Here is a 13,561-nt window from a genome sequence, read left to right on the forward strand (position 1 = left end):
GACGACGGGCGCCTAGCCATCCCTTCATCATGTTTCAAAGCGTTAGCCAAAGTCCCAACGAACAGGGCGGCGGTCAGTATCCCTTCAAGAGCAACGCACCGTAGCAATTGTTCGCTTGGAAAAGTTGTCAGCAAGCACGATGATCCATTGACCTCGAATGATCTCGATATTTGTCAACAGGCCTTGGACGAAATTTTAGCGAGGCTAAAGGTTGGGAAGGACACAGAGGAAGCGCAACGAGCGGCGGCGATCATCATAGAGCTTTACCGACAAGGCGTGCACAAAGATACGCAACTGGTGGAACTGGCGGCGGGGGCGCGAGGAATTAGCAATCCGGATTGATTGCCAATGGTTCCTCAAACGACACGCCAGCGAACTTGATCTTATGTTGAGTTGCGTTAGAATCTCATCACGCACTCATTTTTGCCCCGTCGTTCAGGCGGGGTTCTTTTTGGAATATCGGTCTGCTTCGGCTCGCTGCGCCTGCGGGAAAGCCTGACGAGACGGAGCCTTCTCCGTCGGGCCGTTCCGCAGGCGCGTATCGTTTGCAAAACCCAAACAAACTGGTTCTCGGCAAGTTGTTCCCTGCAACGTGAAAATATGCGAGATGGTTCGTGCCCTTTGCCCCTGGCCGCTACGCCGTTACGTATGCGTCGTGCCGTCACGGAAATACGACCATCGAGGCTGGAGGCGACAAAGGCGCCCTCTTCGGTAGAACCTTGAGCTATGTCCGTCCATTTGGGGGTGAGAATTCCATCACGATTAGCCAGAGTGCGATTGTTGACGCAGCATAAACCCAGCTGGCAGGAACGCGCAGCGATCCGCGCGCGGTAGGATCAGAAGCCACGCTTGCCGGGCGGGACGGCCAAGGCCGAGATCATCTATATGCCAGGGCGACCTCGTCACCATTCGCTCGTATGATGAAGGAGCGGTCACTGCGTCCGTATCTATCCGCCCTGGTGGGAAGACGACGAATGAAGGCATCCGCCTCCACGGCCGAGCCCCCATCATTGTTCGACATAGGCGGCCAGTTCCTCGGGTGTTCCCTGCGGAAAGGCTGCCTTCAGATAGTCCAGAAACGCTGACACGCGCGCGCTGAGTAGCCGCCGTGTCGGATAGAGCGCCCAAAGAGCGGTCTCAAATCCTTCCACTTCGCCCCAGCTCACCAGCCTGCCGGAGGCCAGATCGAAGTTGGCGAGCGACAAAGGCAGGCGCGCCGCGCCAACTCCAGCGCGAACGGCGTCGCGAACCATGATGAACGAAGAGAGACCCAGAACAGGCTTTGCCGCGAGGCACAACTTTCCCGCAGACGTCGAGACCTCCCACGATTCAGCCTGGGCCATCGGCCCGCGGGTGACGGCAGGAACGGCGTCGCTGCCTGCAGGACGCGGCAGACTGGGGCTTGCCACGACGACCAGCCGATCGTGCAGAAAGACCCGGCCGACAAGACTGTCATCCGGCTGCGGATTCACGCGAATGACCAGGTCGTAAGCTTCTTCGATCATATCGACAGCCCGGTCTTCCGTCGTAATCTCAAGTTGAACATCGGGGTATTTCAGCACGAATCCAGCTGCAAGCTTTCCCAACGCCGTTTGAGAAAACAGCAGCGGTGCACTGATCCGCAATCGGCCCCGCGGGCTATGCCCACCCACCGCGATGGCCTTCGCCGTTTCGTCAAGCTCGGTCAGCAGCGCGCCCGTTCGCTCGAACAAAGCGCGTCCCTCCTCTGTGAGCTTCAGCATCCGCGCGCCTCGCTCGAACAGGCGCAGATCTAGATTTGCCTCTAGCTCGGCCACGCGTCGGGACAAAGTTGCCTTCGGACGACCCGCTGCGCGCGCGGCCTTTCCGAAGCCGCCGTGGCGGGCGACGAGATTAAAATCGGCAAGGCCGAGCAGGTCCATTTGTTCCACCAGTGAGACGGACTGTCCAGATATAGTGCCTATCCGGATCAATGTGGATCACTAATTTGGTGGTTGTCAACTAAACCCCAACCCGGAGTAACCACCATGACCATTCTCGTTACTGGCGCTACCGGCCGTGTCGGCCGCCATGTCGTCGACCAGCTCGTCAACCGCGGCGCCAAGGTGCGCGTACTGACCCGCGATCCCTCGAAGGCCAATGTCCCAGCCGGCGTCGAAGTCGCTCGGGGCGACCTGCTCGACATCGATGCCCTGCGTGGCGCCTTCAATGGCGTGAGCACGCTCTTCCTTCTCAACGCCGTCACCGGAGATGAATTCACCCAGGCCATCATCACACTCAATATTGCTCATGAGGCGGGCGTCGAGCGGGTCGTCTATCTGTCGGTGTTCGAAGCCGATCGTGCGGTGAACGTGCCGCATTTCGCGGTGAAGTTCGGTGCCGAGCGCATGCTCGTCCAAATGGGTTTCAGTGCTACCATCCTGCGCCCGACCTACTTCATCGACAATGAGCTGATGATCAAGGACGTCATCCTCAACCACAGCGTCTATCCCATGCCGATCGGCAGCAAGGGTATCGCCATGGTGGACGCCCGCGACATCGCCGAGGTCGCTGCGATCGAGCTGATCCGTCGCGACCGGGCCCCCGGCAAGCTGCCGATCGAGACCATCAACCTGGTCGGCCCCGACACGCTGACCGGTCCGGACGTGGCCAAGATCTGGTCGGATCTGCTGGGCCGCCCGGTTGTCTATGGCGGCGACGATCCCAGTGGGTTCGAGCAAAACATCGCAAGCTTCATGCCGAGGTGGACGGCCTATGAGATGCGTCTGATGGCCGGACGCTACGTCAGCGACGGCATGATCCCAGACGCCGGCGACGTCGAGCGGCTGACCAAGATCCTCCGCCGTCCGCTGCACTCCTATCGCGACTTTGCGAGCCAGATCGCGCATGCGGGCTAATGGCCGCGCCCTTTCCGAAAAAGAGATTCGATATGATCTAAAACTCTGGCTGAATTTGAGATGCTTCCCGGTCCTGGGCCGTCGTCCAAAGCCAATCTAAAAGAAATGTTGATCGTCACTGCTTCTAAGGAGATCGTGCAGGGGAAAGACGGCGACAAAATTGCGATTTGGAAGATGATCGGGAGCGCCTTCAGCATAAAGGCACGAAGCTCGGCATTCAGGCCGGGCTTCGATCTGGTTTTCTAGTCTTGATGCTCGGGCATCGCCTTGAGCTGATCCTTGGTCCAAGAAGTCACGCCATGAATCTCGCCGCTTTCATCGCGCATGAAATCGAGATCGGTCACTCGAACCAATACCGGCTTTGCGCCGATGCCAAGGAAGCCGCCGACATCGATCACGATACTGCTGCTGCTGCCCGCTCCGTGCACGTGATCCACCGTTCCGACCTTGTGGTCATTGGCTCCATAGATCGATGCGCCTTCCAGATTGGCTTGTGTGAGTTCATCGTCGGTCAGTCGTATGTGGTTGCTATGATCCATGGGTTATTCTTCCATTTTGATTTCGCATTGATTGTTGATTGCGCGCGACCTGTTTCCACATGAGGGATGCGATTCCCATTGCGTCTAGTCTCCCCGCGATGGTTGCCATCCGCTGAGTGACTTCCTAATGGTGCGCGTGATGGGTGGCATTGCGCTTGCGGGTGGCTGCAGCCTTCTTGGCCGACGCTGAGTGCAGGGCGGCGGTGCGGGACGCCGCAGCCTTGCCACCCTTTTCGCTGCCTTTGTGGGCGGCGGGATGGCCTGTGTGCTTGCCTTGTCCGGCTCCGCCGGCCTTCTTGCCGCCGCCATCGTCCTTGTTGACGGTCGCCCACGCTCTTCGCTTGGCTTCCTTCTCCGACATTCCGCGATCCTCGTAGTTTTCAGCGATGTGATCGGCCTTGCGTTCCTGCTTGTCGGTGTACTTGGATTTATCGCCGCGGGGCATGGCCTTTCCTCCTGATTTGATCATGAGGACCAACGACCATGCGCACGCTTTGTTCCCAAGTCGTAGCGCTTTAAGGAACACGTCACTCCGTCAGGCGACCATTCGGCGCCGTTCGTCTGAGGATGCATCGACACTGGATGCGGCCTCCGCGGACATGATAAAAGACCTTATCATGCATTTTCGAGGCTTGGCGATCTGACACAGATGGGTCGCGCGTCACATCCCCCTGAAGAGCAACGGCTCGTGGCTGCATCCAGTTTTGCTTTCCGACATCCAGGGCGAACGAGCATTGATCGAATGTCCCATGTAGAAGTCTCCCAAAGGCACCAGTCTTGTGACAAGAGCACTGACCTGGCACCTTTAGCTGAAGTTGTTAGCGGATTAACCTCGAGGTTGCGCCTCCTTGCTGGAGGTCAAATTGCCTTTTGGCATAGGCCTTCGCTCGTCCAAAAGGCGCAAAAGCAAGTTCCCTTTTCTGCGGCGATGGACAAGATCAACGTCACTGACGAGCTTTGCGCCACCCTCGCGGCGCTCCAAGGTAATTTTGCGGCTGTGGAAGGCTTCCAGCTCGGCTCGGTGTGCGACACTGACAATGGTGACCTTCGGCAATTCACGGATCACCATCTCCATCATGTTGTCCTGGCTCTTCTCGTCGAGCGCTGAGGTTGCTTCGTCGAGCACGATGATGTCGGGATTGTGCAAGAGAAGACGTGCGAAGGCGAGGCGCTGCTTTTCGCCACCCGACAATGTCTGATCCCAGGGCGCATCTTCCTCGATCTTGTCGTTCAGATAATCGAGGCCGACCTTCTCCATGACGGCCTTGATCTCATCTAGCGTCCAGTCATCGGCTGCACGGGGATACGCGACGGCGCGGCGCAGCGTGCCCGAGGGTATATAGGGCCGCTGTGGCAACATAAACAATCGGCTATTGGGATGGAAATTGACGCTGCCGTGACCCCAGGGCCAGAGACCGGAAATTGCTCGTACCAGCGTGCTCTTGCCGGTACCGGATTCTCCGGCCACCAACACCCGTTCGCCTGGATCGATTTCGACCTCCGTTTCCTTGACCACGGCGGTGCCATCATCGAGGGTTACGGAGAGATCATTGAGGCACAGCATCGCCTCGCCCTCAGTCTCGCCATGCTCGATGTGTACGAGGGAGTCGCTCTTTTCCGCGCGCTCCAGCCCGTCGAGCGACATCATGAGCGAAGCGACGCGGTGCGCGGAGGCGTTCCAGTCGGCAAGACGCGGATAGTTGTCCACCAGCCAGCCGAACGCAGTCTGAACGATAGCAAAGGCAGAGGCGGCCTGCATCACTTGACCGAGTGTCATGCTACCTTCAAGAAATTTCGGCGCACAAAGCAGGACCGGCACGACAGGCGCAATCAACATAGAACCATGCGACATAAGAGTCGTGCGCATGTATTGGTGCGCAAGCAGTGCCCACTGCGTCAGTACCTTGCCGAAGGTCGTTTCGAGGTCATTGCGCTCCTCCTCTTCGCCGCCGAGCAATGCGATACTCTCGCCATTTTCGCGCACATGCGTCAGCGTATAGCGAAATTCAGCTTCCACCTGGTTCTTGACCTCGGAGACCTCGACGAAATGGCGGCCGATGACCGCCATCAAGCTGGAAGTGATCACTGCGTAGAGGACCGCGGTAACGACGAGAAACCCTGGAATTGTGATGACCGAACCTGCGATCTGGAGCGTCAGGGCTCCGCCGATCGTCCACAGCACCACAATGAAGGTTGAGGCCGACACAAACGCGGAAATGACGCCGGCGAGGAAATCGACCGGAGACTCCGTGGCGATCCTTAAATCCTCGGAGAGACGCGCCTCGGGGTTCTTGTGGCCCTCGCCGCCGATCAGATTCAGTTGATAGTAGCGGCCGTTCGCGAGCCAGCGCGCGATGAGTGCGCTCGTGAGCCAGGAACGCCATCGCCGTTGGATCATCATGCGAATATAGACTTGTGATGTCACAAGGGTGACACTCCCGAGCACGAGCGGCGGAAACACCGCACTCAGGAAATAGATGGTGTGGGCGTTGCGCTGCTCGATGGCGTCAAAAATTGCGCGATTCCAAATATTGATTCCATACTGGAAGCAGACATTGACGCCGATCAGGCTAAGGAGCCCGATCGTGCACGGCCAAGCGAAACCATCGCCGCGCCGACTCCAGTAGCCGCGCGCACTGATCCAGAAACGTTTAAGCAAATAACTTTTGCGTTCCTTCTCGGCTTCCTCGGGCGTCAATTCTGGGCCGGGTTCAATATCGTCTGGCGGCGGCTCGACCTCGACAGTCGATGCCTTTTCCTGGCTCGACCTTCCGGCGCTGTGGGGTTTGGTGCCGTCGGCCGATTTCGAATTGGATTTAACGCCGGTCATAAGCACCACAACGGCTTAAAAATAAAAAAGTTTCACGAGGCCAGAGTGGGCCATGGCATTGGAGCGTCGGTCTAGAAAGGCGTCGCGAACTGCTTCCGCATCGACATGGCCCTCATGAGCGCCGACCAGCATTGACTTTGTTGTCTTGAAAGCACGCCTGCGCTTTTTCGACGGCCACTTTCGCTGCATATATATTCGGCCGCGGCCTCGATGATGCCGATCGTCAAACGTCGGCCAGGGTCACTTGTCGCAACCGTAACAGGTTTGCTCCAGCATTGCCGGCTCACGAATGCTGCCTCCAAAAATGAAATGAAACAATCGACAATATGTTCCTGCATTAGCCCGCACTGACAGAATCCTTGGAACAATTTGACTGGAGAAGCGTAGATCCGAGAATGACGGGTTCAACGGAACGGCTCTTCATACGCTCATGCCAAGGAGAGTTGCCGTGCAGTCGTGTCACATAGAATTCCCGTTCAAGCATCCCGAACCGCCTTCGCCGTTGCGTGCTTGATGCTAGAATGGGTTTGCAAGAGGTGCCGTCATGAAGACGAGCAATGACCATGAGATCTCCGAAAGCGACGCTTATGAACTGGGCAGAAAAGCCTTTGCGAAGGGAGCTTGCGCTGACAACAATCCGTTTCCAGAGGGAGATCCTCGCCGAGACGAATGGACGCATGGATTTATGGACGCGCAAAAAATCCCTAGCGACCAGCATAAACCCGGCCATCCGTTGGACTGATCGGCCTGATCGCCACTGCCCGCACGCTGGAAATCACCGCAGTAGTGTGACAGGCGTGTCTTCCTGCCAAATCAGTAGGAATTTCGGGTGACTGTCGGCAGGCTGCCAGCAAGCCATTCGGCATGGATCGGTTGCAAAGTTTGAGGCAGCCGCGATACGAGGTTGATTGGCGGGGTTTAAAAAACGGCAATCGGGGTTTCGAATTGTTTGGCGACTGACAGGTCCGCGGTCCCAGAATCCTGCATCTGACGCTTGTGCAGCACGCGGATCATCTCGATGCCGGACAACGTTCCCCCAGCTCCAGTCATTGATACCGATGATCCGTGCCGGGGGTTCGTCATCGATCCGCGAAGCATTGCGCTTCAAATGCCGAAGGATGGTGTCGTCGCTGATCGACATCCCATGCCGTCTCATCAAGCGCTCTCCGGGCCGTCCGCCGGTGCTGTGACCCAGCAGGCCGACTATTTCGGCGACCCTCCTTGTCCTGCGTGCGTAAGGCGAGGCAATCGCCGGGACCGGGTCGGTGAATATTTGCCGTTTGCACTGCCGATGTGTGCAACGCCAGCGGCTTAACTGAAGCTTTACCGTCACTTCATTTCCTTGGATCAGCAGGTCCTGGAGACTGCGGTACGACCAACCGTGCCGACTTCCGCTCTGATGTCGGCAATCTGGGCATATGCCCGAGGATGGGCCGCAAGCTAACACAACCCAATCACCAACACTGTTGGATACGGCGGTTTGCACTTTAATGCCCGGACCGGGCGACCATTTCGATTTCGTTCGCATGCCGGCGCATAGCGGCGCAACGGTCAACGATTTGTTAACCACACAAAGTGAGGAAGACCCGCTGCGCAGCTTGTCTAATATGGTCGATATGGGCGCAGCTCGGGGTGCTTTGGCGGATCGCGTTCGCCTGCGTGACCGTGATCACTGTTTTGGGCGAGACAAGAGAAGTTGGCCTCGCAGCAGAATGGAACCATCCGGCTCATTCTGCATTGTGTCGGCACGCCCTTGTCGATGACGGCCGCAGCTTCCGCCAGAGCCGAGCAGGCGCTTCTTGGTGTGGGCAGACGATGGTGTCTAACAAGGCGAGACTTTCCATCCTCGGCATGCTGGCGGTGATTTCACTCGCCTCGACTGATCTTGCTCTCGCATTGCAGCTGAGTTTTGGGCGGCGGCTGATGCCGGTCCTCTTAGGACCAAGCCTGGCGGCCACAGGGGCCGCGCTATTCGCTCTTTGGCGGAAAAAGCAGGAGTAATCCGTGGTTCAGTCGACGGCACAACATAAAGCGACGTTGACCAACAGCCCTCTTCGTCGGCTTCTAAAGATCCTGGGTCCGGGCTTCATCACTGGCGCTTCGGATGATGATCCGTCCGGCATTGGAACATACAGCCAAGCCGGCGCCCAACTCGGATATAGTATTGGTTGGACGATGTTGCTGACATACCCGCTGATGTCGGCAATCCAGGAGATCTGCGCTCGGATTGGACGAACGACTGGGCGTGGTATTGCTGGAAACGTATGTCGGCACTACCCAGCCTGGCTACTCTATCTCATCGTGGGGCTTCTTTTCATTGCGAACGCGATCAATATCGGTGCCGATCTCAGCGCCATGGCCGACGCGCTGAAACTTCTGATTGGCGGGCCTACCGCGCTCTACGTGATCGGCTTTGGAACTGTGTGTGCGGCTGCCAGCCTTTTGTTCGACTACAGCCGTTATGTCGCGGTGCTCAAGTGGATAACACTGAGCCTCTTTGCTTATGTGGCCGCTCTTTTCGCGGTCAATATATCCTGGCCGGAAGCGATTGCAGGCATTTTGGTGCCCAGGATTGTTTGGGATGCACCGTTCTTTACGACCGCGGTCGCGATTTTGGGCACGACAATATCGCCCTATCTGTTCTTCTGGCAGGCGTCAGAGGAAGCCGAAGACGAACGTATTGACCGCAGCGAACACCCACTGGTGCTTGCGCCAAGAGAAGCGCCCGCTGCGCTCAGGCGCATCCGTGCCGACACTTTGACCGGGATGGCGTTTTCGAACATTATAGCAATCGCGATTATCGTGACTACCGCGGCTACGCTCAATAAGGCTGGCGTCACGAATATTGAATCTTCGGCGCAAGCAGCCGACGCACTGCGGCCAATCGCTGGCAATTTCGCCTTCGTCGTATTCGCGATCGGCATCTTAGGCACCGGCCTGCTTGCGGTTCCAGTCCTTGCTGGTTCGTCCGCCTACGCCATCGCCGAGGCTTGGCGACGGCCGGTCGGTCTTTCCAGAAAGCCAAAACACGCGAAAGCCTTTTATGCGACTCTGGTTATTGCATGCGTACTTGGAATGGGCATTTTGTTCACGCCGGTCAATCCGATCCAGGCACTCTATTGGAGTGCGGTGATCAATGGCGTCGTAGCCGTTCCCGTGATGACCGTAGCGATGCTGATGACGGCAAAGAGCCAGATCATGGGCGAGTTTATCATCACCGGCTGGTTGCGCTGGCTCGGATGGACCTCGACCATTGCAATGGCGGCATGCGTTGTCGGAATGATCGTGACATCGATTACTTAGGGATGTCTTCGGCATGAAGAGGGCTCTGGCGCATCTGTGGAAATCGACAATCGGAAGGTTCGTCGGGAGGCTATCGCGCCAAATGATTGCGCGACTGTTCCATGGCCTCAAGGAACCGTCCATCGCAAATAGCGTTTTGGTGTTAGGAGGAAATCGCTATGTGCCCGGAAAAGCCAACTACAGTACCGATCTCCGCACCTGGGCTTGGGCTGCCCAACCCCATACAATATTACCCTTATCAATCGCCACGTCTTCCCGCTTCAGAGAGCGAGAAAGAGGCGTACGAAAGGGGAGTCAAGGCGGGAAAGCGCGAAGCGGAAAACCAAAAGAACCCCTATCCTGACAACAGCGAACTGGCCAAAGCTTATGAGCACGGCTACCTCGATGGTCAGAAAATCCGGTTTACAGATATACCCTAGTGACGGACGATTTCGAGCTCACTGCGCAGACGGTGACGAGTAGGCATCAGTTTGGATCGCTTTGGCAGGCTTGCGACTGACCATCAGAGTTGGGCGTATCATTGCCGCCGCTCCCCCTTTCTGCGAGCGGGTGGTGGCGTTGGCTTTGCCGCATGTGGGAAACTAGGATTCCCGTTCACCAAGGTTCGATCTGTTTTCCTCTAAAGACGTAGGTTGTCGTCAAAGCGGAGGGCGCCAGCCGCACATTTTCCTAGTGAGTTGCCATCTGCCTAAAGTCGCTGCCTCGCTCCGAGGTGCATTTACCTGTACTCGACTTCGCGGCTCCGTTAGTGATGCTTGAAATATTGCACCTCTCGCTCGTGTTTCTCGGCCGCCTCTCTAGTTTTGAAGGTCCCGAGATTCTTGCGCTTCTGTGTCTTTGGGTCAACTTTGCGAGAGTAAAGGCGGTATTCACCCGATTTTAGCTTCCGGATCATGTTAGCTTCTCCTTTGCTAGAGGCATAACCCCAAGGAGCCGTTCCGGTTCCGAGCGAGCGGGTAGCCCGGAGTTGTCCCGTTATCGATTGAAGGCCCTTGTCAGCCGCGGCGGCATTGAGATCAGGCAACCGCGCCTGTCAAGGCTTTCCAAAGTGCTATAGCGTTGATGCGGTGAATATGAGTGGCATAGTCGGATCGGGGCTCGGCGGTGGGCATGGTGTCACGCCTGTATCACCTCAGTTCCTTGCGTCATGGTCAGCCGGCCATCAGCCGCGTGCCATAGCTGAACCTTCTCCGAGACCGAAATTGTCTACTGCGGCGTGGCCATAGGAAACACCGGCGTCGTCGCGTTCGCATCTGGAGGTCCAAGTCGTCAGGTGCAGATCTTCGAAGTAGCAGAACTCTAGGCAATTGCCCTACTGCCGCTATGGAACGAACAAAGCGATCAACGCTGTGTTCCCGAGTTACGGCTTCAGTCGGAACAGCATGCGACTGAAGCCCAATGCGGGGAACCCTTCGCAACATCAGCGATTGTTCAGGGGTCTCTCATGAGACGAAAACGAAAGGAGAATGCTATGAAAACGAAAGCTATCGTTACAGCGGTTGCTGCCTTGGGCCTTCTCGCTGGCCCAGCCTTCGCCCAGTCCTCGACCGTTACCGGTGCTGCCGGCGGCGCAGTGACAGGTGCAGTCGTTGGTGGCCCCGTCGGGGCTGCTGTCGGCGGCGTAGCGGGCGCCATTGTTGGGTCTGCAATTGATCCTCCGCACAATGTCGTCACCTATGTCCAGGAACAGCCAATTCCGTCGGATGAGGTTGTCGTCAAGGAGAGTGTTGTCGTCGGCAGCCCCTTGCCGCGCACCGTGGTGATTACACCTGTGCCGGGCCATCCGACCTATGCCTATGCCATGGTCAATCACGAGCGCATCATCGTGCAGCCGAAGACCCGCAAGGTCGTAAAGATCCTTGACTAATTCTGCAACAACGACCCGCGGCGACCTCATCGACAACTCCTCAAGTCGCCGTGGGTAGGCCCACCCGGTCGCCTTATCGAGAAGAATCCGTAACCCTCCGCTTGCTTTTGCTGTCTGTACGCTAAATTAGTCTTTATCCCATCTAAAGGAGGTCACCGTGATCAAGCCTTTGGTTTTAATAGGTCTTGCGTTGATGCCGACCACCGCTTTCGCGCAATCCGCCGATCTCGAAGCAACCTGCAAGACCGTGGCGAAAGACTTCTTACTGTCGGATGGTTTGACGTTCGGCGCCATCCAATCCTTTCCGGAACTCAAGCCGCCGGGCGTGCGCATGGCTTATTCCACTCGCAAAGGGACATCATCTGCCGAGATGAGCGACACGTTCGAATGTGAATTCGATAAGCCGGACAAGCCACACAACCTCGCCAAATTCTGTGTGTCGAACACATGCTACACGCCTACCGACAGCGACGTCGACCACAAGCGACGATTCGAAGAGTTGCGCATTCTTTTACAACGGGCAGAGAAATAGCCACATGTATTGCGCGCCGATGGTCTTGCCTCCAATCCGCAAACCTTGTGGGTGCGCGAGATGCCTTGGCGAGTACCTGATCATCGACAGAGAGATAGGAACATTTGGTGTTGCTGAAGGTTCTCCCTAATCAAGCATGGGAGAAAACGATGACCGAGATCAAGAACAGCAAGGAGGCCAAAGGCTCTCCGGATCACGGCCATATCCGCACCCTTCAGGCACTCGATCAGGCAGCCGGCGGTTCCGGGCAGATTGTGCCTGAGCGGGCTGAGGATGCTTCGTCAGCGGGGATCAGGCCGGAGCACGGCACCGACGATGCGCGCTGTGAAGATTCAGCCGAGTACGACCTGCAACGCGAGCAGATGGCCGAGGAAGTCTTTTTCAGGATTTCCAACGTCCCGAGGTCGGAGGACATCGACGAAAGTGCAAAGCCGGGCGGCGAGTCCGCGGGCGATTTTGCACCAAAGCAGGAGCGGACGGACGCGGAGATTCGGCTGGAAATCGAAGGCAAGCTGAAAGCTGATCAGCTGCTTCGCGAGGCGAGCATATTCGTGACAGTCAGTCGCGGACGCGTCCTGATTGAGGGCTCCGTCGAAAATCACGGAGCCAAGCAGCGCGCGGAAGCGATTTCACGACAAGCAAGCGGCATCACCGGCCATGACAGCAATCTTGCCGTCCGCAAGTCGCCGTAGGAGGGGTGCAGCGACATGCGTATGTTGTTGCTCGTGATCTTCGGCTTGATGATTGCCTCCATCTTGGCGATTCTCGTCATCAAGCCGTTTACGGCGATATCTGCCATGAAACCAATGGGCGGAGGCCGCCATGCCAAGCACGATGATCGAGTTCATGCCCTTAAGCCCCAGCTGGGTTGATATCGTCGTGCGCCTTGTGCTGGTCATTGCCGCGGGCGCGCTGATTGGCGTCAACCGCGAGGTCGGCCGACATGCCGCCGGATTCCGAACGACGATCCTGGTCGGGCTGGCGGCGTGCTTGACGATGATCCAGGCCAACCTACTGCTTTCCACCATGGGCAAGACCCCGCAATCGTTCGTTTCGATGGACATCCTGCGCTTTCCACTCGGTGTGCTGACGGGCGTCGGCTTCATTGGCGGAGGCGCCATTCTCAAACGTGGCGATCTCGTCACGGGCGTCACGACCGCGGCTACGCTATGGATCATGACGGCGATCGGTCTTTGTATCGGCGGCGGACAATTGGTGGTCGGATCAACTGGCGCCATCGCGGCCTTCATTGTGCTGTCGCCCTTCAAATGGTTCGATGAACTAATACCGCATCAGCAGAAGGCGCGCATGGAGGTCGAACTCTTAGGCGTCGCCGAAATCGCAAAGGTCCAGGCAATGTTCGAGCCGCGCGGTTACGCCTTCCTCTTCATTGCAAAAGCGGCAGGTGAGGCCTGTAGCGCCATGCACGTGATCTATCAGGTGCGCTGGAAACATTCAGGCGTCGACGGTGGCGCGCTGGAGCTGCTTACCGCCGTTGAGGAGCGCTACAAGGTCCTATCCTTCGAGATGGTGACGACGGCCACGTGACTGGCCGATGTTTGTTGTGGAGCATTCCTGATTGGCGCTGACAAGAACCAGTTATACGTATTCGTT

At 57.4% G+C, this 13,561-nt stretch carries 13 protein-coding genes and 1 pseudogene; 9 read left to right on the forward strand and 5 right to left on the reverse strand.

Going from position 1 to position 13,561, the window contains the following annotated elements; translation table 11 throughout:
- Window positions 1-147: 147 nt before the first annotated feature.
- The gene (locus QD409_RS20020; protein WP_342588055.1) at window positions 148-342 is read left to right on the forward strand and encodes a hypothetical protein; all 195 of its coding nucleotides are present in this window, start codon (window positions 148-150) and stop codon (window positions 340-342) included.
- A gap of 665 nt (window positions 343-1,007) precedes the next feature.
- Here the strand turns inward: QD409_RS20020 and QD409_RS20025 are convergent.
- Entirely contained in the window at window positions 1,008-1,901 is an 894-nt protein-coding gene (locus tag QD409_RS20025; RefSeq protein WP_430763452.1) for a LysR family transcriptional regulator, read from the reverse strand.
- Between the two features lie 105 nt (window positions 1,902-2,006).
- Here QD409_RS20025 and QD409_RS20030 point away from each other — a divergent pair, with 105 nt between their 5' ends.
- A complete protein-coding gene (locus QD409_RS20030; protein WP_430763453.1) occupies window positions 2,007-2,876 on the forward strand; it encodes an SDR family oxidoreductase in 870 nt (289 codons plus the stop codon).
- Between the two features lie 242 nt (window positions 2,877-3,118).
- On the opposite strand, the gene QD409_RS20035 is transcribed toward QD409_RS20030, so the two are convergent.
- The 3 genes from QD409_RS20035 to QD409_RS20045 all read right to left on the reverse strand — a co-directional run bounded on the left by QD409_RS20035 (window position 3,119) and on the right by QD409_RS20045 (window position 6,245).
- Complete coding sequence (locus QD409_RS20035; protein WP_430763454.1) at window positions 3,119-3,415, reverse strand: PRC-barrel domain-containing protein; 297 nt, start codon at window positions 3,413-3,415, stop codon at window positions 3,119-3,121.
- A 124-nt stretch (window positions 3,416-3,539) separates the two neighbouring features.
- Window positions 3,540-3,860 carry a plasmid stabilization protein gene (locus QD409_RS20040; RefSeq protein ID WP_430763455.1) on the reverse strand — a complete coding sequence of 107 codons (321 nt, stop codon included), beginning with the start codon at window positions 3,858-3,860 and terminating at the stop codon, window positions 3,540-3,542.
- A 381-nt stretch (window positions 3,861-4,241) separates the two neighbouring features.
- Window positions 4,242-6,245: an ABC transporter ATP-binding protein/permease gene (locus QD409_RS20045; protein WP_430763456.1), complete on the reverse strand. Its 2,004-nt coding sequence runs from the start codon at window positions 6,243-6,245 to the stop codon at window positions 4,242-4,244.
- A gap of 544 nt (window positions 6,246-6,789) precedes the next feature.
- Between QD409_RS20045 and QD409_RS20050 the strand changes: the two genes are divergently transcribed.
- Window positions 6,790-6,987, forward strand: a complete 198-nt coding sequence (locus QD409_RS20050) for a hypothetical protein (protein WP_092856769.1) — start codon at window positions 6,790-6,792, stop codon at window positions 6,985-6,987.
- A gap of 294 nt (window positions 6,988-7,281) precedes the next feature.
- Here QD409_RS20050 and QD409_RS20055 read toward each other — a convergent pair.
- Window positions 7,282-7,773 (reverse strand): annotated as a pseudogene (locus QD409_RS20055) (transposase family protein); the annotation flags it as partial.
- 476 nt (window positions 7,774-8,249) lie between these two features.
- Between QD409_RS20055 and QD409_RS20060 the strand changes: the two are divergent.
- The 6 genes from QD409_RS20060 to QD409_RS20085 all read left to right on the forward strand — a co-directional run bounded on the left by QD409_RS20060 (window position 8,250) and on the right by QD409_RS20085 (window position 13,495).
- Window positions 8,250-9,548 (forward strand): NRAMP family divalent metal transporter, encoded by a 1,299-nt coding sequence (locus QD409_RS20060; RefSeq protein ID WP_430763457.1) that lies wholly within the window; start codon window positions 8,250-8,252, stop codon window positions 9,546-9,548.
- 158 nt (window positions 9,549-9,706) lie between these two features.
- Window positions 9,707-9,967, forward strand: coding sequence for a hypothetical protein (locus QD409_RS20065; protein WP_430763458.1), 261 nt, complete (start codon window positions 9,707-9,709; stop codon window positions 9,965-9,967).
- 1,052 nt (window positions 9,968-11,019) lie between these two features.
- Window positions 11,020-11,415, forward strand: a complete 396-nt coding sequence (locus QD409_RS20070) for a DUF1236 domain-containing protein (RefSeq protein WP_430763459.1) — start codon at window positions 11,020-11,022, stop codon at window positions 11,413-11,415.
- A 157-nt stretch (window positions 11,416-11,572) separates the two neighbouring features.
- Window positions 11,573-11,947 carry a hypothetical protein gene (locus QD409_RS20075; protein ID WP_430763460.1) on the forward strand — a complete coding sequence of 125 codons (375 nt, stop codon included), beginning with the start codon at window positions 11,573-11,575 and terminating at the stop codon, window positions 11,945-11,947.
- A gap of 149 nt (window positions 11,948-12,096) precedes the next feature.
- The gene (locus tag QD409_RS20080; RefSeq protein WP_430763461.1) at window positions 12,097-12,639 is read left to right on the forward strand and encodes a BON domain-containing protein; all 543 of its coding nucleotides are present in this window, start codon (window positions 12,097-12,099) and stop codon (window positions 12,637-12,639) included.
- Window positions 12,640-12,769: 130 nt separating this feature from the next.
- The gene (locus QD409_RS20085; protein ID WP_430763462.1) at window positions 12,770-13,495 is read left to right on the forward strand and encodes an MgtC/SapB family protein; all 726 of its coding nucleotides are present in this window, start codon (window positions 12,770-12,772) and stop codon (window positions 13,493-13,495) included.
- Window positions 13,496-13,561: the final 66 nt, after the last annotated feature.

The sequence above is a fragment of the Rhizobium sp. BR 315 genome (assembly GCF_050577975.1).
Lineage (GTDB): Bacteria > Pseudomonadota > Alphaproteobacteria > Rhizobiales > Rhizobiaceae > Rhizobium > Rhizobium miluonense.

Bases quoted from the DNA above. Each gene is read 5' to 3' on its own strand.
- QD409_RS20040 (WP_430763455.1), bottom strand. From the start codon at position 3,860: ATGCCCCGCGGCGATAAATCCAAGTACACCGACAAGCAGGAACGCAAG.
- QD409_RS20085 (WP_430763462.1), top strand. From the start codon at position 12,770: ATGCCAAGCACGATGATCGAGTTCATGCCCTTAAGCCCCAGCTGGGTT.
- QD409_RS20025 (WP_430763452.1), bottom strand. From the start codon at position 1,901: ATGGACCTGCTCGGCCTTGCCGATTTTAATCTCGTCGCCCGCCACGGC.
- QD409_RS20070 (WP_430763459.1), top strand. From the start codon at position 11,020: ATGAAAACGAAAGCTATCGTTACAGCGGTTGCTGCCTTGGGCCTTCTC.
- QD409_RS20065 (WP_430763458.1), top strand. From the start codon at position 9,707: ATGTGCCCGGAAAAGCCAACTACAGTACCGATCTCCGCACCTGGGCTT.
- QD409_RS20045 (WP_430763456.1), bottom strand. From the start codon at position 6,245: ATGACCGGCGTTAAATCCAATTCGAAATCGGCCGACGGCACCAAACCC.
- QD409_RS20080 (WP_430763461.1), top strand. From the start codon at position 12,097: ATGACCGAGATCAAGAACAGCAAGGAGGCCAAAGGCTCTCCGGATCAC.
- QD409_RS20035 (WP_430763454.1), bottom strand. From the start codon at position 3,415: ATGGATCATAGCAACCACATACGACTGACCGACGATGAACTCACACAA.
- QD409_RS20050 (WP_092856769.1), top strand. From the start codon at position 6,790: ATGAAGACGAGCAATGACCATGAGATCTCCGAAAGCGACGCTTATGAA.
- QD409_RS20030 (WP_430763453.1), top strand. From the start codon at position 2,007: ATGACCATTCTCGTTACTGGCGCTACCGGCCGTGTCGGCCGCCATGTC.